At 45.2% G+C, this 15,914-nt stretch carries 14 protein-coding genes; 4 read left to right on the plus strand and 10 right to left on the minus strand.

Annotated elements, in window-relative coordinates; translation table 11 throughout:
- Nucleotides 1-39: 39 nt before the first annotated feature.
- Nucleotides 40-612, minus strand: a complete 573-nt coding sequence (locus MN210_RS07025; protein WP_201544132.1) for an adenine phosphoribosyltransferase — start codon at nt 610-612, stop codon at nt 40-42.
- Between the two features lie 369 nt (nt 613-981).
- Between MN210_RS07025 and MN210_RS07030 the strand changes: the two genes are divergently transcribed.
- The 3 genes from MN210_RS07030 to MN210_RS07040 all read left to right on the plus strand — a co-directional run bounded on the left by MN210_RS07030 (nt 982) and on the right by MN210_RS07040 (nt 3,320).
- On the plus strand, nt 982-1,146 hold the full coding sequence (locus tag MN210_RS07030; RefSeq protein ID WP_011960505.1) for a rubredoxin: 165 nt from the start codon (nt 982-984) through the stop codon (nt 1,144-1,146).
- Nucleotides 1,147-1,198: 52 nt separating this feature from the next.
- A complete protein-coding gene (locus MN210_RS07035) occupies nt 1,199-2,158 on the plus strand; it encodes an alpha/beta fold hydrolase (RefSeq protein ID WP_011960506.1) in 960 nt (319 codons plus the stop codon).
- 157 nt (nt 2,159-2,315) lie between these two features.
- Nucleotides 2,316-3,320 carry an alpha/beta fold hydrolase gene (locus MN210_RS07040; RefSeq protein WP_338411934.1) on the plus strand — a complete coding sequence of 335 codons (1,005 nt, stop codon included), beginning with the start codon at nt 2,316-2,318 and terminating at the stop codon, nt 3,318-3,320.
- A 124-nt stretch (nt 3,321-3,444) separates the two neighbouring features.
- On the opposite strand, the gene MN210_RS07045 is transcribed toward MN210_RS07040, so the two are convergent.
- The 8 genes from MN210_RS07045 to cysS form a co-directional block, all read right to left on the minus strand.
- Nucleotides 3,445-3,849 (minus strand): DUF4377 domain-containing protein, encoded by a 405-nt coding sequence (locus MN210_RS07045; protein ID WP_011960508.1) that lies wholly within the window; start codon nt 3,847-3,849, stop codon nt 3,445-3,447.
- Between the two features lie 220 nt (nt 3,850-4,069).
- Nucleotides 4,070-5,311, minus strand: coding sequence for a bifunctional glutamate N-acetyltransferase/amino-acid acetyltransferase ArgJ (argJ, locus tag MN210_RS07050; RefSeq protein ID WP_241878019.1), 1,242 nt, complete (start codon nt 5,309-5,311; stop codon nt 4,070-4,072).
- Between the two features lie 59 nt (nt 5,312-5,370).
- Nucleotides 5,371-6,186, minus strand: a complete 816-nt coding sequence (gene xthA / locus MN210_RS07055; protein ID WP_110816605.1) for an exodeoxyribonuclease III — start codon at nt 6,184-6,186, stop codon at nt 5,371-5,373.
- Between the two features lie 87 nt (nt 6,187-6,273).
- A complete protein-coding gene (gene pdxH, locus MN210_RS07060) occupies nt 6,274-6,921 on the minus strand; it encodes a pyridoxamine 5'-phosphate oxidase (RefSeq protein ID WP_338412832.1) in 648 nt (215 codons plus the stop codon).
- A 106-nt stretch (nt 6,922-7,027) separates the two neighbouring features.
- Complete coding sequence (gene glmM, locus MN210_RS07065) at nt 7,028-8,383, minus strand: phosphoglucosamine mutase (protein ID WP_011960512.1); 1,356 nt, start codon at nt 8,381-8,383, stop codon at nt 7,028-7,030.
- Between the two features lie 204 nt (nt 8,384-8,587).
- Nucleotides 8,588-10,060, minus strand: a complete 1,473-nt coding sequence (gene guaB / locus MN210_RS07070) for an IMP dehydrogenase (protein WP_110816607.1) — start codon at nt 10,058-10,060, stop codon at nt 8,588-8,590.
- A gap of 353 nt (nt 10,061-10,413) precedes the next feature.
- Nucleotides 10,414-12,297 (minus strand): mechanosensitive ion channel family protein, encoded by a 1,884-nt coding sequence (locus tag MN210_RS07075; RefSeq protein ID WP_338411935.1) that lies wholly within the window; start codon nt 12,295-12,297, stop codon nt 10,414-10,416.
- A gap of 144 nt (nt 12,298-12,441) precedes the next feature.
- Nucleotides 12,442-13,869: a cysteine--tRNA ligase gene (cysS, locus tag MN210_RS07080; RefSeq protein WP_264755977.1), complete on the minus strand. Its 1,428-nt coding sequence runs from the start codon at nt 13,867-13,869 to the stop codon at nt 12,442-12,444.
- A gap of 259 nt (nt 13,870-14,128) precedes the next feature.
- Here cysS and MN210_RS07085 point away from each other — a divergent pair, with 259 nt between their 5' ends.
- Entirely contained in the window at nt 14,129-14,740 is a 612-nt protein-coding gene (locus tag MN210_RS07085; RefSeq protein WP_241878023.1) for a cob(I)yrinic acid a,c-diamide adenosyltransferase, read from the plus strand.
- A gap of 110 nt (nt 14,741-14,850) precedes the next feature.
- Here MN210_RS07085 and MN210_RS07090 read toward each other — a convergent pair whose 3' ends face one another.
- On the minus strand, nt 14,851-15,813 hold the full coding sequence (locus MN210_RS07090) for a hypothetical protein (RefSeq protein WP_241878024.1): 963 nt from the start codon (nt 15,811-15,813) through the stop codon (nt 14,851-14,853).
- Nucleotides 15,814-15,914: the final 101 nt, after the last annotated feature.

Genomic DNA, 15,914 nt, shown 5'->3' on the forward strand with positions numbered 1-15,914 from the left:
CTGCCTAGGCAGTAGAGTTTTTTTTGTATCAAAGAGATTTTAGCCTTCAAGCACAGTATAGACGGGTACTGGGAAGGTATCATGCAAATCTACCAAGTCTAGCAATACCAACACGCCCGCCACGCTATGACCTGCTTCGATGCACAAATGATAAGCTGTTTTTAAGGTGCCGCCAGTGGCTAAAATATCATCAACCAATAGCACATTACAGGCATGTAGGCCGTCTTGAATCTCTAACGTATCACTGCCGTACTCAAGGGCGTAAGACTTATTGGCTACCGGAGGTGGTAATTTACCAGGCTTACGTAGCAGCATCATGCCCTTGCCCAAGCGGCCTGCCAATAGGCTGGCAAATATAAAGCCGCGCGCTTCGATGGCCACAAAGCAATCAATCTCCTCTAACATACCCTCTGGCAAAGCATCCAACATGGCATCAATGACTTCATTGACATGATTAAGCAGTAAAGGGGTAATATCATAAAAATCAATACCAGGCTTTGGAAAATCAGGCACAGTACGAATGGCTTGCCAAAGCGGATGCTGGCAGCGCGTCGACTGCTCTACGTTGGCCTGATTAGAAGGACTAGAAGAATTAGGGGTTTGATTACTCATAAATGATTTCCAATACTCATTGGTCTATTAGGTCATATTATATTTTAACATATCTTGAGTTGCGCGTGCGGCCGCAGCGCCAATTACCCTGCCTAATCACTGATAATTTTGAGCAGATTTATCCCATAAGACTCAAAATACTCAAGGTGATACTTACGGTTAGATAGCAGTTATTGAGCGGCAGTTACTGGTGAGCGGTTAAAGTGTAATTGTGGGCAATGTAAGCTCACTAACAGTTACACTGCAAGATTTGGTTTGCTATAATCAGTCTGTGAAATTTGAGTTTATCCTTGTTTACTAGAATCTTGATTCAGATGAGAGTTTCTAGCTCAAGCAGGATGGTTACTTTGTTTATTAAAGAGTGCTTTTATGAAAAAATGGGAATGTATCATTTGTGGCTGGGTATATGATGAGGCGTTAGGCTGTCCAGAGGAAGGGATTGCGCCAGGAACCAAATGGGAAGATATCCCCGATGACTGGACGTGCCCTGAATGCGGCGTAGGTAAACTAGATTTTGAGATGTCAGAAATCTAAAGGCTCAGCTCAGCTGCCATACCCCTAGGATGTACCAAAAGGATTCCCCCTTATGCGCAAGCGCTCAACAGACTATCAGTGGTACCCCTCACCCGTCTCTGACTTTATGCAGCAGGCCATCATTCCGGTCTCTGATGAGATTGAATTGTGTGTTGAGGTGGGGGGCAACCCGAACAATCCGCCCCTATTACTGATCATGGGACTGGGCTCGCAGCTGATTTTTTGGCCCGATTCGCTACTAAAGCGCCTTATCGATGCCGGCTTCTACATTATTCGCTATGACAATCGTGACATTGGCTTATCAACTAAGATTAAGCGCGATGACCTGCCTCGGGTCAATACCTTGTCAGCCATGTTTAAGCTGCAGTTTGGACTCGATAACTCGCAGACGCCGGTGCCCTATCGCTTAACTGATATGGCAGATGATGCCGCCCATTTAATTCAAGCTCTGGGTCTGTCTCAAGTGCATGTTTTAGGGGCATCTATGGGCGGTATCATTGCTCAGATTTTATCGGCAAAGTATCCTCATTTAATCAATCGCTTGGCGCTTATCTTCTCAACTAATAACAAACCATTATTGGCCCCGCCACGTCCAAAGCAGTTGTATACCTTAATTAAGCGCCCTGATAGTCATGCTGAAGAGGACATTGTCAATCATGGCAAATGGTTTATAAAAACGGTGGGCTCCAAAGGCCATATTAATGAGCAAGCAGTGGCTGATATTGCCCGCCTACGCTATCAGCGCTGTTTTTATCCAGCCGGCACGTTACAGCAGCTGACGGCTATCTTAATGACCGGCTCAATTCAGCCTTACAGTAAAGAGGTCAAAGCCCCTACCTTGGTGATGCATGGCAGTAATGATGGCTTATTACCTCCCTCACATGGCAAAGCTGTGGCCAGTGACATCCCCAATGCCAAATTCAAGCTTATAAAAGGCATGTCTCATGATTTGCCTGAGTATTTCCAGCCGTTTATCGTCAGTCAATTAAAGCGCCACATGCTACAAATATAGCGCAATACCTGCTGTGCTTGGTACAGGTTGCAAATTAAGACGCCTCACAGCGGCGTCATAAAACTGAAACAGCCCTGCTTTATGGTAGAGATAAGCTGCCGGTCGTATAACACCCGGCGTACTTAAGCCTGTCCACACCACTTTAGGTGCTTTGTTTATGCCATGCTCTCACACTCCCTATCAAATCAAGACCAAGCCCTCCAAATACGCTGATTTTATGCAAGCGTACAAAATAAAAACCCCAAAATATAAGTTTTATCTGGAGCGTGGCGGCGATACAGAGGATCCTATTATATTGCTGGTTATGGGGCTTGGTGCCCAGTCTTTGGTATGGTCGAATGTATTTTGTAAGCGCTTAATAGACAATGGCTTTCAAGTTATTCGCTTTGACAACAGAGACATTGGAAAATCCAGCAAGCTCAAACACAAAAATCCACTCAATCAAGTCTACAAGGCGCGCCGTAAAAAGCTGAAGCTGCTTGCTAAATTCAAACTCGGCCTACCCCTAACGCTTGATGATCAAAGCATTCCTTATACTTTGTATGATATGAGTGAGGATATCAACCAATTGCTTAATGCGCTACACATTGAGCGATGTCATGTGCTAGGTATGTCTATGGGGGGTATGATTGCACAGATTTTGGCCGCTCACTATCCGCACCGAATAGATAAACTCGGCTTACTTGCTACCAGTAATAATAAGCCGTTATTGCCGCCGCCCAAATGGGATGCGCTAAGAGCTTTGACTCAGCCTATACCTGAAGACAAAGATCCGCAGCAAATCATCAATAACCATTTGCACCTACAAAGAACGATTGGCTCACCGGACTTTTTTGATGAAAATCTTGCTTTAAGTCGCACTAAGCTGCTGTATAAGCGCCGGTTTTACCCCAAAGGAGTATCACGTCAGCTGCTGGCTATTTTGGCCACAGGTTCTTTGACCAAGATAGACAAGCTTATAAAACAGCCTACTCTTATTGTACATGGTGCTTGCGATCGACTCCTGCCACCGGCACATGGTCACAGTTTAGCCAAAACCATCGCTCATGCTAATTTTAAACTGATACCCGGACTTGGCCATGATATCCCCTACCCTTTAGCCCGCTACCTTGCCGACCTATTCAGTGAGCACTTTTATACCTCTGATTCAGATGTCGCCTAATTAGACAGTGAGCTGTTTTTGACCGTTATTTTCAAAAAAAAGCGCCCTTTAAAGATATAAAGGGCGCTTTTTAAGCAGATATAAGCTTAGCAAATCATTAGTAGCTGATTATGCTATCAATGAATTATAGCTGCTCAGATTTTTTTGATAATACTTCGTTTAAAATCCAAACGGGTCTTACCACACCAGAGACTTCATCAGCCACAGCTTCTTGACGAATGTCTAGTAAGTAGCGGTAACCTGGCTCAAAGGTAAAGCCTTGGATATCACCTGATAGCGTATTGAAGTTCTTTTGGAAAGGTTGACGATATTGTAAGCACTCGCCCTGAACCATAGTACCGTTAGCGGCAGGAATGTCACACACCGCTTTTTTTGGATCAACTTCAATCTTGATGCTAGGAATATTAATAACCTTAACAACTTGAGCTTCACCGTCCACAACCATAGCGCGTTCGTCGTTAAGTTGAGTGGTAGTACAGCCTGCTAAAGCAACCGTAGCCAATAAAACTGAAGATAGTAATAGTTTCATAAATACCTCTAAGTATAGTCAACTCAAATGAGTGAAAAGTTAAATAAATTAAAATCGTTCTTTTGTTCTTTTAGAGGCAAGCGATGCCCTCTAATTATGAACCAATTATAAGGGCAATATTGTGTTGCTATCCACTCACTATTTGTAATATTAGGTTAATAATGTCAATGGATATGGGTAATTCACTAAACTAATTACCCATTGATAACATTTTAATGAGTTAGCTGCGGTAGTCGGCATTAATAGAGACGTATTCGTGTGATAAATCACAGGTGTAGACCGTATCTGTGGCCGAGCCCATACCCAAATCAATGTGAATGGTAATCTCAGGTCGACTCATTACTGCTTGGCCTTGTGCTTCACTATAACTGTTATCCAACTGGCCACGAGTACAGATTGCCACATCATCTAGCTTAACGCTCACTAAGTTGGCATCTAAGTTTTTTGCCCCAGAGTAACCAACGGCTGCTACAATGCGGCCCCAGTTTGGATCACTGGCAAAAAAGGCTGTTTTAACCAGTGGCGAATGAGCCACCGCATAAGCCACGTCACAGCAGTCCTCTGTGGTCTTACCGCCCGTAACCTTAACGGTAATAAACTTGGTCGCCCCCTCGCCATCTCTGACAATCAAGGTTGCCAAACGCAAAAATACTTGCTTTAACGCCTCATAAATAGCAGCATAATGCGGATGCTGCTCTGAATCAATCATATGCCTGCTGTCTTCACCCGTCGCAATCAGCACACAGCAGTCATTGGTTGAGGTGTCACCATCAATGGTGATACGGTTGAACGATTGATTGGTCAATTCCACCAATATCTGCTGTAATAAAGGCTGTGCAATAGGCGCATCTGTTGCCACGAAGCCAAGCATGGTCGCCATATTCGGGCGAATCATGCCCGCGCCTTTTGAAATACCGGTAATATGATAGGTGATGCAATCTGCCACTTGCACTTGCTGACTGTCAAGCTTAGGAATGGTATCTGTAGTACGAATGGCATTGGCGGCAGCCAGCCAATTATCTGCTCCTAATGCAGCCAGACATTTATCTAGGCCGGTAATAATGGCCTCACTATTAATAGTCTCGCCAATCACACCCGTTGAAAAAGGCAGCACCTGTGTGCTCTCTACAGCGCCTTTATCTGCCAGCGCCTGACAAGTTTGTAAGGCACGTTTATGGCCTTCATCACCTGTCGCAGCATTGGCATTACCGGTGTTAATCAGCAGATAACGTGGCGAGCTGTTATTGGCGGCTAACTGAGCCAAATGCTCACGCACCAATAATACCGGCGCTGCGCAGCACTGATTGCTGGTTGTCACACAGGCTACCGCGGCGGTCGGGCTTAGCTCAAACGCCACCAAATCATCTCGATTTTTATAACGTACGCCAGCGGCAGTAATACCGATTTTAACGCCTTTGATGGCATGAATGGTGCTAGGTGGGGCAATATTTCCTACTGGCATAGTGGTCCTTTTTATAACTGATTAATGATTTTTCTTAGATAACATACAGCTCTATTATATTAGAACTTAAATGAAGCCCAAATTGGCGCATGATCCGAGGGCTTCTCCATAGCACGCAGCTCATAGCTGATACCAGCATCAATACATTTGTCCTCAATATCATGAGTACACAAAATATGATCAATCCTTAGGCCACGCTTAGGGTCATCATCAAAGCCGCGGCTACGGTAGTCAAACCAGCTAAAGGTATCATTGGCGTCTGGATAATGGATACGGTAAGTGTCTGATAACTCACGGCTCATAAGCGCACTGTACCACTCACGCTCCTCAGGTAAAAACGAGGTTTTGCCTTGGCTTAACCACCGCTTGGCATTTTTTTCACCAATGCCAATGTCATTATCTTCCGGCGCAATGTTCATATCACCCATAATGATAAGAGTGCGACCTTCTGCCTTTAGGGCATCAATATACTGGTTTAAATCAGCATAGTAAGCGCGCTTCATAGGAAACTTGGTTTCATGATTGCGGCTTTCACCTTGGGGAAAATAGCCATTTAACACATCCACCTCTTGCCCGTTAAACACATAGCGGGCATGAATGAAACGTTTTTGGGCATCTTCTGGCTCATCAGGAAAGCCTTTTTGGACGAATATGGGTTTTACTTTAGACACCAAAGCCACCCCATAATGAGCTTTTTGACCAAAAAACTCCACATGATATCCCAGTGACTCTACCAGTTCTAAAGGGAACTGCTCATCATGAACCTTGGTTTCTTGCAGTCCCATCACATCAGGGTCGATAATATCTCTTACCGCTTCTAATTGATGTTGACGGGCTCTAATACCATTAATGTTAAAACTGACAAAACGGGTCATTAATACATCCTAAACCATCGAATTTAATATCTACTAGATTTATCACTTGGTAATTACCAAGGCGTTTACTGCGCTAGCAATCATCGACTAGGGCAATAAACGGATAATCTGCCACGTGTCTTGGGTCGATGCTCTTGAGTATAACAAACGGTCGTGCAGCCTATTGGCTCGTCCTTGCCAAAACTCAATTTCAGTAGCAGCAATCTCATACCCTCCCCAAAACTCAGGGGTGGGTACTGTATCACCTTCTGGGAATTTTTGCTTTAAGTTGGCAAAGATCTCATCCATGGCCTCACGGCTGGCGACCTCCCCGCTTTGAGGCTGACTCACCCAAGCGCCCACCTGACTTTCATAAGGGCGCTTTTGAAAATAAGCCTCAGTCTTGGCGCGATCGACTTTAGTAATAACGCCGCGCACACGCACTTGACGCTGCATGTCATGCCAAAAAAACAAAGCTTCAGCATGCGGGTTTTGCTCGATATCTTGACCCTTATGGCTTAAGTAATTGGTATAAAATACAACGCCAAGCTCAGTAACTTCACGTACCAATACGGTTCTGACCGCTGGCATATTATCCGAGCCACAAGTCGCCAAACTAATGGCATAAGGCTCGGGTACGTTTTGTTCTATGGCCTCATTAAGCCACTGTTTTAACATAGAAAAAGGCTCTTGTGGTAAGATCTCTTCGTGCAAAGCGCCTTTTTCATAAGACAGTCTTTTATCGCTAAAATCCATCATGCATCCTTAATATGTGAGTATTCGCTTAGAGGTAGTCAGACAGCTCATCGAATAAGCCATCGAATATCAAGAGCCGTTGGAGACTCCCAACAGCACTGACTGATTAAGCCATCACCTGTTTGACTTTATCTGCTAATTCATGTGCTAATTTGTCGCACTCTTCTGCATTATCCAGCTCAACCATCACTCGAATGAGCGGCTCAGTACCTGACTTGCGAATTAAGATACGGCCACGCCCTTCAATCTGTTTTGAGGCCGCCTCAAAGGCTGCCACCAACTCAGGGAAGTCATAAGGATCTTGCATTTGCTCTAAACGTACGTTGACCAGGCATTGAGGCAACAGCTTAAAGCCTTCTGTCAGCTGGCTTAAGCTCTTTTGAGTTTGCGCCATGACCGCCAGTACTTGAAGGCCGGCAATAATCGCATCTCCAGTGCGACTTTTATCTAAGCACAAGATATGACCTGATGGCTCACCGCCCAAAATCCAGCCTTTGGCCTCTAGGCCTTGCATCACATAGCGGTCTCCCACTTTGGCTCGCTCTAAAGCTATACCGGCCGCCTCTAATGCCAATTGCAGCCCCATATTGCTCATCTGAGTACCTACCACACCTTCAGCCTTGGCCTCTGATTTAGTGGCTAGGATATATAAGATACCATCGCCATCGACCACCACCCCTTTTTCATCGACCATAATAATACGGTCACCATCTCCATCTAAGGCAATACCCACATCAGCCTTGTGCTCAAGCACCGCCTTTTGTAGGGTTTCTGGATGGGTTGAGCCGCAATTATCATTAATATTAATGCCATTAGGCTTGTTGTGAATGGCAATAACGTTGGCACCCAGCTCACGCAGTACTCGAGGCCCCACACTGTAACCAGCACCATTAGCGCAGTCGATAACCACGGTTAAATTAGATAAGTCATACTGATAGGGAAAGCTGCCTTTACAAAACTCGATGTAACGGCCTTTGGCATCATTAATACGAAAATGCTTGCCAAGCTGAGCAGGATCATCTTGCGTATAATCGGCATGGCCTTCAACCACTGTTTTTAGCTTATCATTGATGGCATTTTGCATCTCATCGCTAAGCTTGCGGCCGTCCGCAGCAAAGAACTTAATACCATTGTCATAATAAGGGTTGTGTGAGGCTGAAATCACCACCCCAGCATCTGCATGGAAGCTGCGGGTTAAGTGCGCAATAGCCGGAGTTGGCAACGGGCCAATCATGTGCACATCTACCCCAGCTGAGTTGAATCCTGCCTGTAGGGCTGCTTCGATAACATAACCGGATAAACGGGTATCTTTGCCTATCACCACGCTCGGCTTTTTCTTAGGGTTGGGATTTTGTTCCACCAATACCTGACCGGTGACATAACCCAACTTTAAGACAAAATCTGGGGTAATAGGAAATTTGCCAAAAAGACCACGAATACCATCTGTACCGAAATAGCTCATAAATACCTCAAATAATTAAAAATCAGTCAACACTTTATTATGCCTTAATATACTACAAAAAAAAGACCAAAAGATATTCTCTTTTGGTCTTTTTCAAAGCTTATCAAGCAGAGTAAAGCTTTTATTATTAAGGTCAAACAGCCAGGCCAATGTAATTGTATATTAGCCCAGCCTTAGCAACTTTATACTAAGCCCTACCTTAGATTAGCTAATACGGTAGTTTGGTGCTTCTTTGGTGATTTGCACATCGTGAACATGCGACTCTTTCATACCTGCAGAAGTAACTTTGATAAACTCAGGCTTAGTACGCATCTCATCGATGGTAGCACAGCCGGTGTAACCCATTGAAGAGCGTAGGCCGCCCACCATTTGGTTAACAATACCGCTTACGGGGCCTTTATAAGGAACACGGCCTTCGATGCCTTCTGGTACCAGTTTTTCAACACCGTCTTTAGCATCTTGGAAGTAACGATCTGATGAGCCGTTAGAGCCTGACATCGCACCCAAGCTACCCATACCGCGATAAGCTTTGTAATAACGACCTTGGAACAGCTCAACCTCACCTGGCGCTTCTTCAGTACCGGCTAATAATGAGCCTACCATGATGCATGAAGCGCCAGCAACAATGGCTTTGGCCATATCACCTGAGTAACGGATACCACCATCAGCGATTAATGGAATACTGTCTTTTAGCGCTGATGCTACGTTATCAATCGCTGAGATCTGAGGCACACCCACACCAGCAATGATACGAGTAGTACAGATTGAACCTGGGCCAATACCCACTTTTACAGCGTTGGCACCGGCATCACGTAAAGCCAATGCCGCATCGCCTGTTGCAATGTTACCACCAATAACTTGGATGTGCGGGAAGTGCTTTTTCACCCAGCGTACTTTATCAATAACGCCTTGTGAGTGACCGTGGGCTGTATCGACCACAATCACATCCACTTCAGCTTCTGCTAACGCTTCTACACGTGCTTCAGTGTCTGCACCTGTACCAACTGCGGCACCTACACGTAAGCGACCTTGAGAATCTTTACAAGCGTTAGGGTTGTTCTCCGCTTTGTTAAAGTCATTAACGGTGATCATACCTTTTAGGCTGAAGTTATCATCTACTACCAACACTTTTTCGATACGGTGCTCATGGAGTAGCTTCTTGATATTTTCGTTGCTTTCGCCTTCTTTGACAGTCACCAGCTTGTCTTGCGGGGTCATCACGTTACTTACAGGCTGGTTGTGATTGGTCTCAAAGCGCACATCACGGTGAGTAACAATACCCACGACTTGGCCACTACCGGCTTCTACTACCGGTACCCCTGAGATATTATTTTCGTGAGTAATGCGTAGTAACTCACCCACGCTAATGTCTGGCGTCACTGTGATGGGGTCAACCACGGTACCGGCTTCAAACTTTTTGACACGGCGCACTTGCATCGCTTGGCGATCGATATCCATGTTCTTATGCACGATTCCCATACCACCAAGCTGTGCCATGGTGATGGCCATCTCTGACTCAGTCACTGTGTCCATTGCTGCAGAAATGATTGGAAGATTCAATGAGATATCTTCGGTTAATCGCGTCGTCAATGAAGCTGATTTAGGAAGCACATTAGAATATGCTGGTAAAAGTAATACATCATCAAAAGTTAGGGCATCATCTACGATTCGCAACATACAAACCTCTTGGCTGGGAAAAATAAGCAATCTATTATAGCAAAATAATTGTTTTTTGAGCAGGTGAATTTCACTTGGTAAGCGGTCTAAATACTTAAAAGATAACTACTAATAAATAAAAGCCATGCCAGTGAGGATGATCACCGCATTCCGTCACTATAAGTTGGCATAAAGACATAAACAGATAAAGACTTAAACAGATAAATACAAAGCTATCTGTGACATTGCTATTTTAATTCGTAAGTGTTTACTTCATTATTACAATAACCACACTTAGCAGCGTGTCATTCACTGTAAGCCTTTAATGGGGCGTGTTTTTTAAAAATAAACCGCTCGAAGTAAAAAGTTAGGGTTTAGCGGTTGTCAGAGCCGTGTCTTAGCGGTCTAGGGGTTAAAGTAATGCGGTCAGTGGGTAGATACATGTGGTGCTGCTGATTTAAATACGCCAGCATCTGCTGACGGATATCACACTCTAAATTCCAAGCATTTAAAGGCCCATCAGAGCTGACTTTTCCGCGTAAGGTGATGCCATCTTTAGTGGCGTCTATGACTCTAAAATCTGGCTCAACCTCTACATTATAAAGCTCATGTGCTCTTACCAACTCAAAGAATTTATCGGATATGGCATCAATGTCGGCCCCATAATCGACATACAAATAGATGGCGCTTGATTGTTGGGTATTGGTATGCGACCAGTTTTCCAACACCTCGGTCACAAAGTACTTCATGGGCACAATCAGGCGTCTGTCATCCCAAGTTTTGAGCACCGCATAGGTATAGCGTAAATCCTCAACCTCACACCAAATGTCATCGACCATAATGGTATCACCGATTCTCACCGGCTGCGTCACTGCCACCTGAAAACCAGCGATGATATTACCAAGCGTGGGCTGTGCCGCAATACCTATCACCACACCGGCAATACCTGCTGAGGTCAGCAGCGTGGTACCTAGCCCCTCTAAGTCAGTAAACTCAGCCAGACTGATCCACAGCCCGCCCATGACCATAACAAAGATAAAAATGCGTCTAAAGATAGACACATAAGTCATACGCTCACGCTGAATACTAAACTGCTCTTCATCGAGCGCATCGATTTGATAATCTTGATAACGATTGGCAAAAAAATTAATACCACGTATGCCCAGCCACAACCCGCTTATGATCAAACAAATCCAGATAATGGGACGTGTTGAGGTACCTATGGCCTCAACCTTAGGCAGGCTCCCTGAAACAAGGGCAAACATTAAAGACAAGCTAATAGTGACCGTAAGCGGCACGGTAATTTTGTAAAAAAAGTCAGTAATACCCTTACTGTGTAAAGACAACTCCTCAGTATTGCCGCGCTTTTTGGCATGAGTGACATACCAATCACTAAGTTTTGCTACCCCTTTACTAAGCGCAAAGCCAAGTCCCATAGTGGTGAACATAAATACGATGAGCACCAGTATCTCCCAGACACTGATACCAAGAACTTTGGCCGTTAATACCTCTGGCAGATAGCGCTCAAAGCCGGCAGGCTTATGGATGCTATATAGCGCCTCAATATTGGCGACAGTTTGTGAAGAAAAAACCCAAACTGGTGCTTCACCCTCGACACGCACCCGCTCTAAATAAAGCGGTACGCTGCGATTTTTGTAATTGATACTGCCAAGCTTAATGGAGCGCCTAGCGATACCTTGTATGGGATTAGAGCCGCCCAATGCTGGTTCAATCAAGCCATCTGAGCGATCAGGCAACTCATCGAAGACATACAGGCCTTGCTCACTTAGCAAGTAATCCAGCTTCTGTGCCAAATCTGAAGCATGACTAACCTGTAGGTCATCTTCTATAGAGTTGAGGTTGAGTGCATAACTTGCCAGCGCAAAGTCACTTTTTAGACTGGCACTGTTAAAAAAATCCAGCGTAGCCAGTGGTGTCTCTAAATTTGGCGGAGGATCAAGCTTAGGTAGCCCTGCATTGAGCTTATTAACCGCAAAATAAGCGTCATTAAATTCGCCAGTCAGCTCATTTTTGGCCAACAAACTGCGGGTGGGTGTCAGCGTGTCAGCTTGGGGCTGCTGCATCTGCTGCTTGACATAGGCCACTAAGCTATCGGGCTGCTCGATAACACTAGACTCAGCAGCATAGGCGCTTAGGGGACTAGCCATCAATACAACGGCGATGCACACCGCCCAAAGCGGTATCAGCAGGCGCAAAAAAGTGCCGTTAGAAGGATATTGGTCTGTCTGCGATGTCATAGCGCTCTACCTTTATCTGATTTCTAATGACACTTTTATGGTGCGTATTTTATGGTACGTAAGTTTGCTAATAGTGGCCATTTTTGGGTTTGACGCTACCGCCAATTTATTTGGGGCCACTTAATCCTCAAGCAGCCTAACAGATTAGGTGCGGCGCCACGTGGTACCAAGCTTACCATCTTCAAGCTCAATACCGCTATTTTGCAATAAATCACGAATCTCATCAGCACGTGCAAAGTTTTTATTGGCCTTAGAGTCGAGGCGCTCTTGAATTAACGCTTCAATTTGCTCATCACTCATTTGGCCCTCTGCCACCTCACCAATTTGTGCCTGTAAGAACTCGGCAGGATTTAACTGACCAATATTTAAGATGCCTGCCAGCGCTCTTAGTTGAACAGCTTGCAGTTGTAATTGAGCCTGTGTGTCAGCATCATCCGCGTCACGGGCCAGTTTATTGACCTCTTTTGCCAAGCTAAATAACACACTAATGGCCTGGGGGGTATTGAAGTCATCGTTCATCGCGGCGATAAAGTCAGCACTGTGGGTACCGGCGTGCTCAGCATTGATAGATTCAATAGACTCCGCGGCACTTACTGAAGTATTTAGTACGGCATCGGCTGCCTTTAGGGCTTGATAGATACGGGTCAAACCAGAATGTGCTTCTTTTAACGCCGCATCAGAGAAGTTCACCTGACTGCGATAATGACTTGATAAAATAAAGAAGCGGATGGTCTCAGGATGAAACTTCTGCATCACTTCACGAATGGTGAAGAAGTTGCCCAATGATTTGGACATTTTTTCGCCATCAACGTTAATAAAGCCCACATGCATCCAGTTATGAGCATACGTGCAGCCCGTAGCCGCTTCGGATTGGGCAATCTCATTTTCATGATGCGGGAACTGTAAGTCGTGACCGCCGCCATGGATATCAAAGCTATTACCCAAGCACTTAGTCGACATGGCCGAGCACTCAATGTGCCACCCAGGTCGGCCACCACCCCAGCTTGATGCCCACTGAGGCTCACCGGCTTTGGCCGCCTTCCATAGCACAAAGTCAAATGGGTTTTTCTTATCGGTGTCCACATCCACACGTGAGCCAGCTTGCAAGTCCTCTAGTTTGCGCTTAGACAGCTTGCCATATCCTTCAAAGGTATCAACGGCATAATAGACATCACCATTAGAGGCGGCATAAGCATGCTGTTTTTGCTCAAGCGTGCCAATCATATCAAGCATCTCATCAATGTGCTCGGTGGCGCGTGGCTCAGCATCGGGGTTTTCACAGCCCAAAGCCGCCGCATCTTCATGCATCGCTTTAATAAAGCGATGGGTCAACTCACCAATCGGCTCACCATTTTCATTGGCACGCGCAATAATCTTGTCATCAATATCTGTAATGTTGCGCACATAATTGACCTCATAACCCAGATGACGCAACCAGCGAGACACCACATCAAAGGCGACCATGACGCGCGCATGACCAATATGACAATAATCATAAACTGTCATACCGCACACATACATGCCAATTTTACCCGCTTGTAATGGCTCAAAGCTGCGCTTGTTGGTGGTCATCGAATCATAGATCTTCAATGCCGCCTGCTGTTGCAGTAGCTGTTTTGATAAAAATTCAGGAGTTTGTGCGATTTTGGCAGGTGAGGACATAATAAAAAAACCTTAAAGTTCAAATGAGTATAAAAAGCCAACAACTGATTATTGTTTTAATGACGGCCATCTTACCTAAGCTTGACAAAAATTGCTATATTTCATGGCCATGGGTTATGATGCGCCTAGCCTATTTGGCCCCTTTTTATTACTAACGGAGTTCCTTGTTATGGGTAACCGATTAACCAAGATATATACCCGCACAGGTGACGATGGCACCACTGGCCTAGCCAATGGCAATCGCGTCAGCAAATCTGATCTTATATTTGTCGTTATGGGGGATGTGGATGAGCTAAATGCTCATGTGGGTATGGTTAGCGCCCATCTTAATAATCTAACACGCTTGCCTAAGCCATTAGATAATCAGCCCACGCATGCCCAATTACAAAACAGCTTAAGCACTGTGCAGCATTTATTATTTAATGTCGGTGGTGAGCTGGCCATGCCTGAATATAAAGGCATATCCGATCAACACATCACTTGGCTTGAAGATCAGATTGATGCGCTCAATGAGCACTTGCCAGCGCTCAAGGACTTTATATTACCAGCAGGGTCTGTCTTGGTCAGCCAAATACACATCGCTCGTACCGTGTGTCGCCGTGCTGAGCGCCAAGCGGTACACCTAGTCAATCACAGCTCTGACGCTTTATCTAGCCCCTGTCTTAAGTTATTAAACCGCTTGTCTGATTGGTTATTTGTACTCTCAAGATATTGTGCCAAACTTGAGCAGTCCCAAGAAGTCTTATGGGACAAAAACATCTTAGATAAATTCAATGGCTAAAAAAATAAAAATTAAGCATAAAACAGCCCTCAATTTGAGGGCTGTTTTATGCTAGGCAAATAATACCAGCAACGCTTCAATGCTCATCATGGAAGGCGAGAAGCTGCGTCTTAGTAGGTACCATCTTCTTCAATAATCACCATTTCTATGTTGTCATCTTTTGGCACAACCAATTTAGGTTTTTCAGCAGACTGAGCAGGTGCGGTAGTGGCTGCAGGTTTTTCGACACTGGGCTTAGTGTTGTCAGTAGACACAGAAGGCTCTGTTGGCTTGGTGGCAGCTTTTGGCTCAGCGCTACGGGCAGGCTGCGTTTCACGAGCAGGTGCTTTTTGCTTTTGCTCAGGCTCTGGACGCACACGAGGCTGGGCGGGCTGTTTAGGCTCAGCAGGTAAGGCTGGTGCCGGTCTTGGCTTATTGGTCTGCGGGGCAGCGCGATTGGTTTCTAATACCGCTTGGAATTGAGATTTTGCAATGATATCTGAAGCGGCGGTCAATATAGCAGGCTGACCGACTAAACGCGCTGTTACTTGCCCTCCTTGCATACCAACCACATAATTGAAGTTATTGCTCACCAACATATTGTTGTTTAAGGTAATGTTCTCTGATTGCAATAAGTCGGCTAAGTTACGGTCTTCTAAAGAGGCATAGACACGGGTAGCACGCGCTACATCTTGATTGGGTAAGGTTAAGCTTAAGCTTGCGTTACAGGTCACCATACCTTGAGCATTGGCTTCTTGCAAAATAGTAGGATTGGCAATATCCACCAACACAGAGCCCACAGCGGTATTGACATTGTTTAAGCTCAAGCTTTCGCCTGCACTTTCAGCATAAGCGCTAAATAGCTTTTGCGATTGACCGGTCAGCGTTGATTGCACCATATTAGTCAACTGAGCTAAGGCCACTTGATCATTACATGCCACGACAGGCGCTGGCGCCACTTCAACTTTGGCCTCTTCTGCTTTGTCAGCGGTAGACTCCTCTTTTTTACTACACCCTACTGCGGTTAGGCCACACAGTATCACAACACCAACTAAGCTGGCAGGACGAGAAACGCGATCAAAACTTAACTTCATTGTAACCTCTTAGATGACCCACATTAGCTTTTGCAAGGTAAGTCGTATATTTAATAATGTATTTATGCTCGTCAAACTACGAACTAAGGAGTCTTACTAAT

Origin of the sequence: Psychrobacter raelei (assembly GCF_022631235.3) — a bacterium.
Lineage (GTDB): Bacteria > Pseudomonadota > Gammaproteobacteria > Pseudomonadales > Moraxellaceae > Psychrobacter > Psychrobacter raelei.

Coding starts and splice junctions, on each gene's coding strand:
- glmM (WP_011960512.1), bottom strand. CDS start 8,383: ATGAGCTATTTCGGTACAGATGGTATTCGTGGTCTTTTTGGCAAATTT.
- MN210_RS07085 (WP_241878023.1), top strand. CDS start 14,129: ATGGGTAACCGATTAACCAAGATATATACCCGCACAGGTGACGATGGC.
- MN210_RS07030 (WP_011960505.1), top strand. CDS start 982: ATGAAAAAATGGGAATGTATCATTTGTGGCTGGGTATATGATGAGGCG.
- MN210_RS07040 (WP_338411934.1), top strand. CDS start 2,316: ATGCCATGCTCTCACACTCCCTATCAAATCAAGACCAAGCCCTCCAAA.
- guaB (WP_110816607.1), bottom strand. CDS start 10,060: ATGTTGCGAATCGTAGATGATGCCCTAACTTTTGATGATGTATTACTT.
- MN210_RS07090 (WP_241878024.1), bottom strand. CDS start 15,813: ATGAAGTTAAGTTTTGATCGCGTTTCTCGTCCTGCCAGCTTAGTTGGT.
- MN210_RS07045 (WP_011960508.1), bottom strand. CDS start 3,849: ATGAAACTATTACTATCTTCAGTTTTATTGGCTACGGTTGCTTTAGCA.
- cysS (WP_264755977.1), bottom strand. CDS start 13,869: ATGACCACCAACAAGCGCAGCTTTGAGCCATTACAAGCGGGTAAAATT.
- xthA (WP_110816605.1), bottom strand. CDS start 6,186: ATGACCCGTTTTGTCAGTTTTAACATTAATGGTATTAGAGCCCGTCAA.
- pdxH (WP_338412832.1), bottom strand. CDS start 6,921: ATGGATTTTAGCGATAAAAGACTGTCTTATGAAAAAGGCGCTTTGCAC.
- MN210_RS07025 (WP_201544132.1), bottom strand. CDS start 612: ATGAGTAATCAAACCCCTAATTCTTCTAGTCCTTCTAATCAGGCCAAC.
- argJ (WP_241878019.1), bottom strand. CDS start 5,311: ATGCCAGTAGGAAATATTGCCCCACCTAGCACCATTCATGCCATCAAA.
- MN210_RS07075 (WP_338411935.1), bottom strand. CDS start 12,297: ATGACATCGCAGACAGACCAATATCCTTCTAACGGCACTTTTTTGCGC.
- MN210_RS07035 (WP_011960506.1), top strand. CDS start 1,199: ATGCGCAAGCGCTCAACAGACTATCAGTGGTACCCCTCACCCGTCTCT.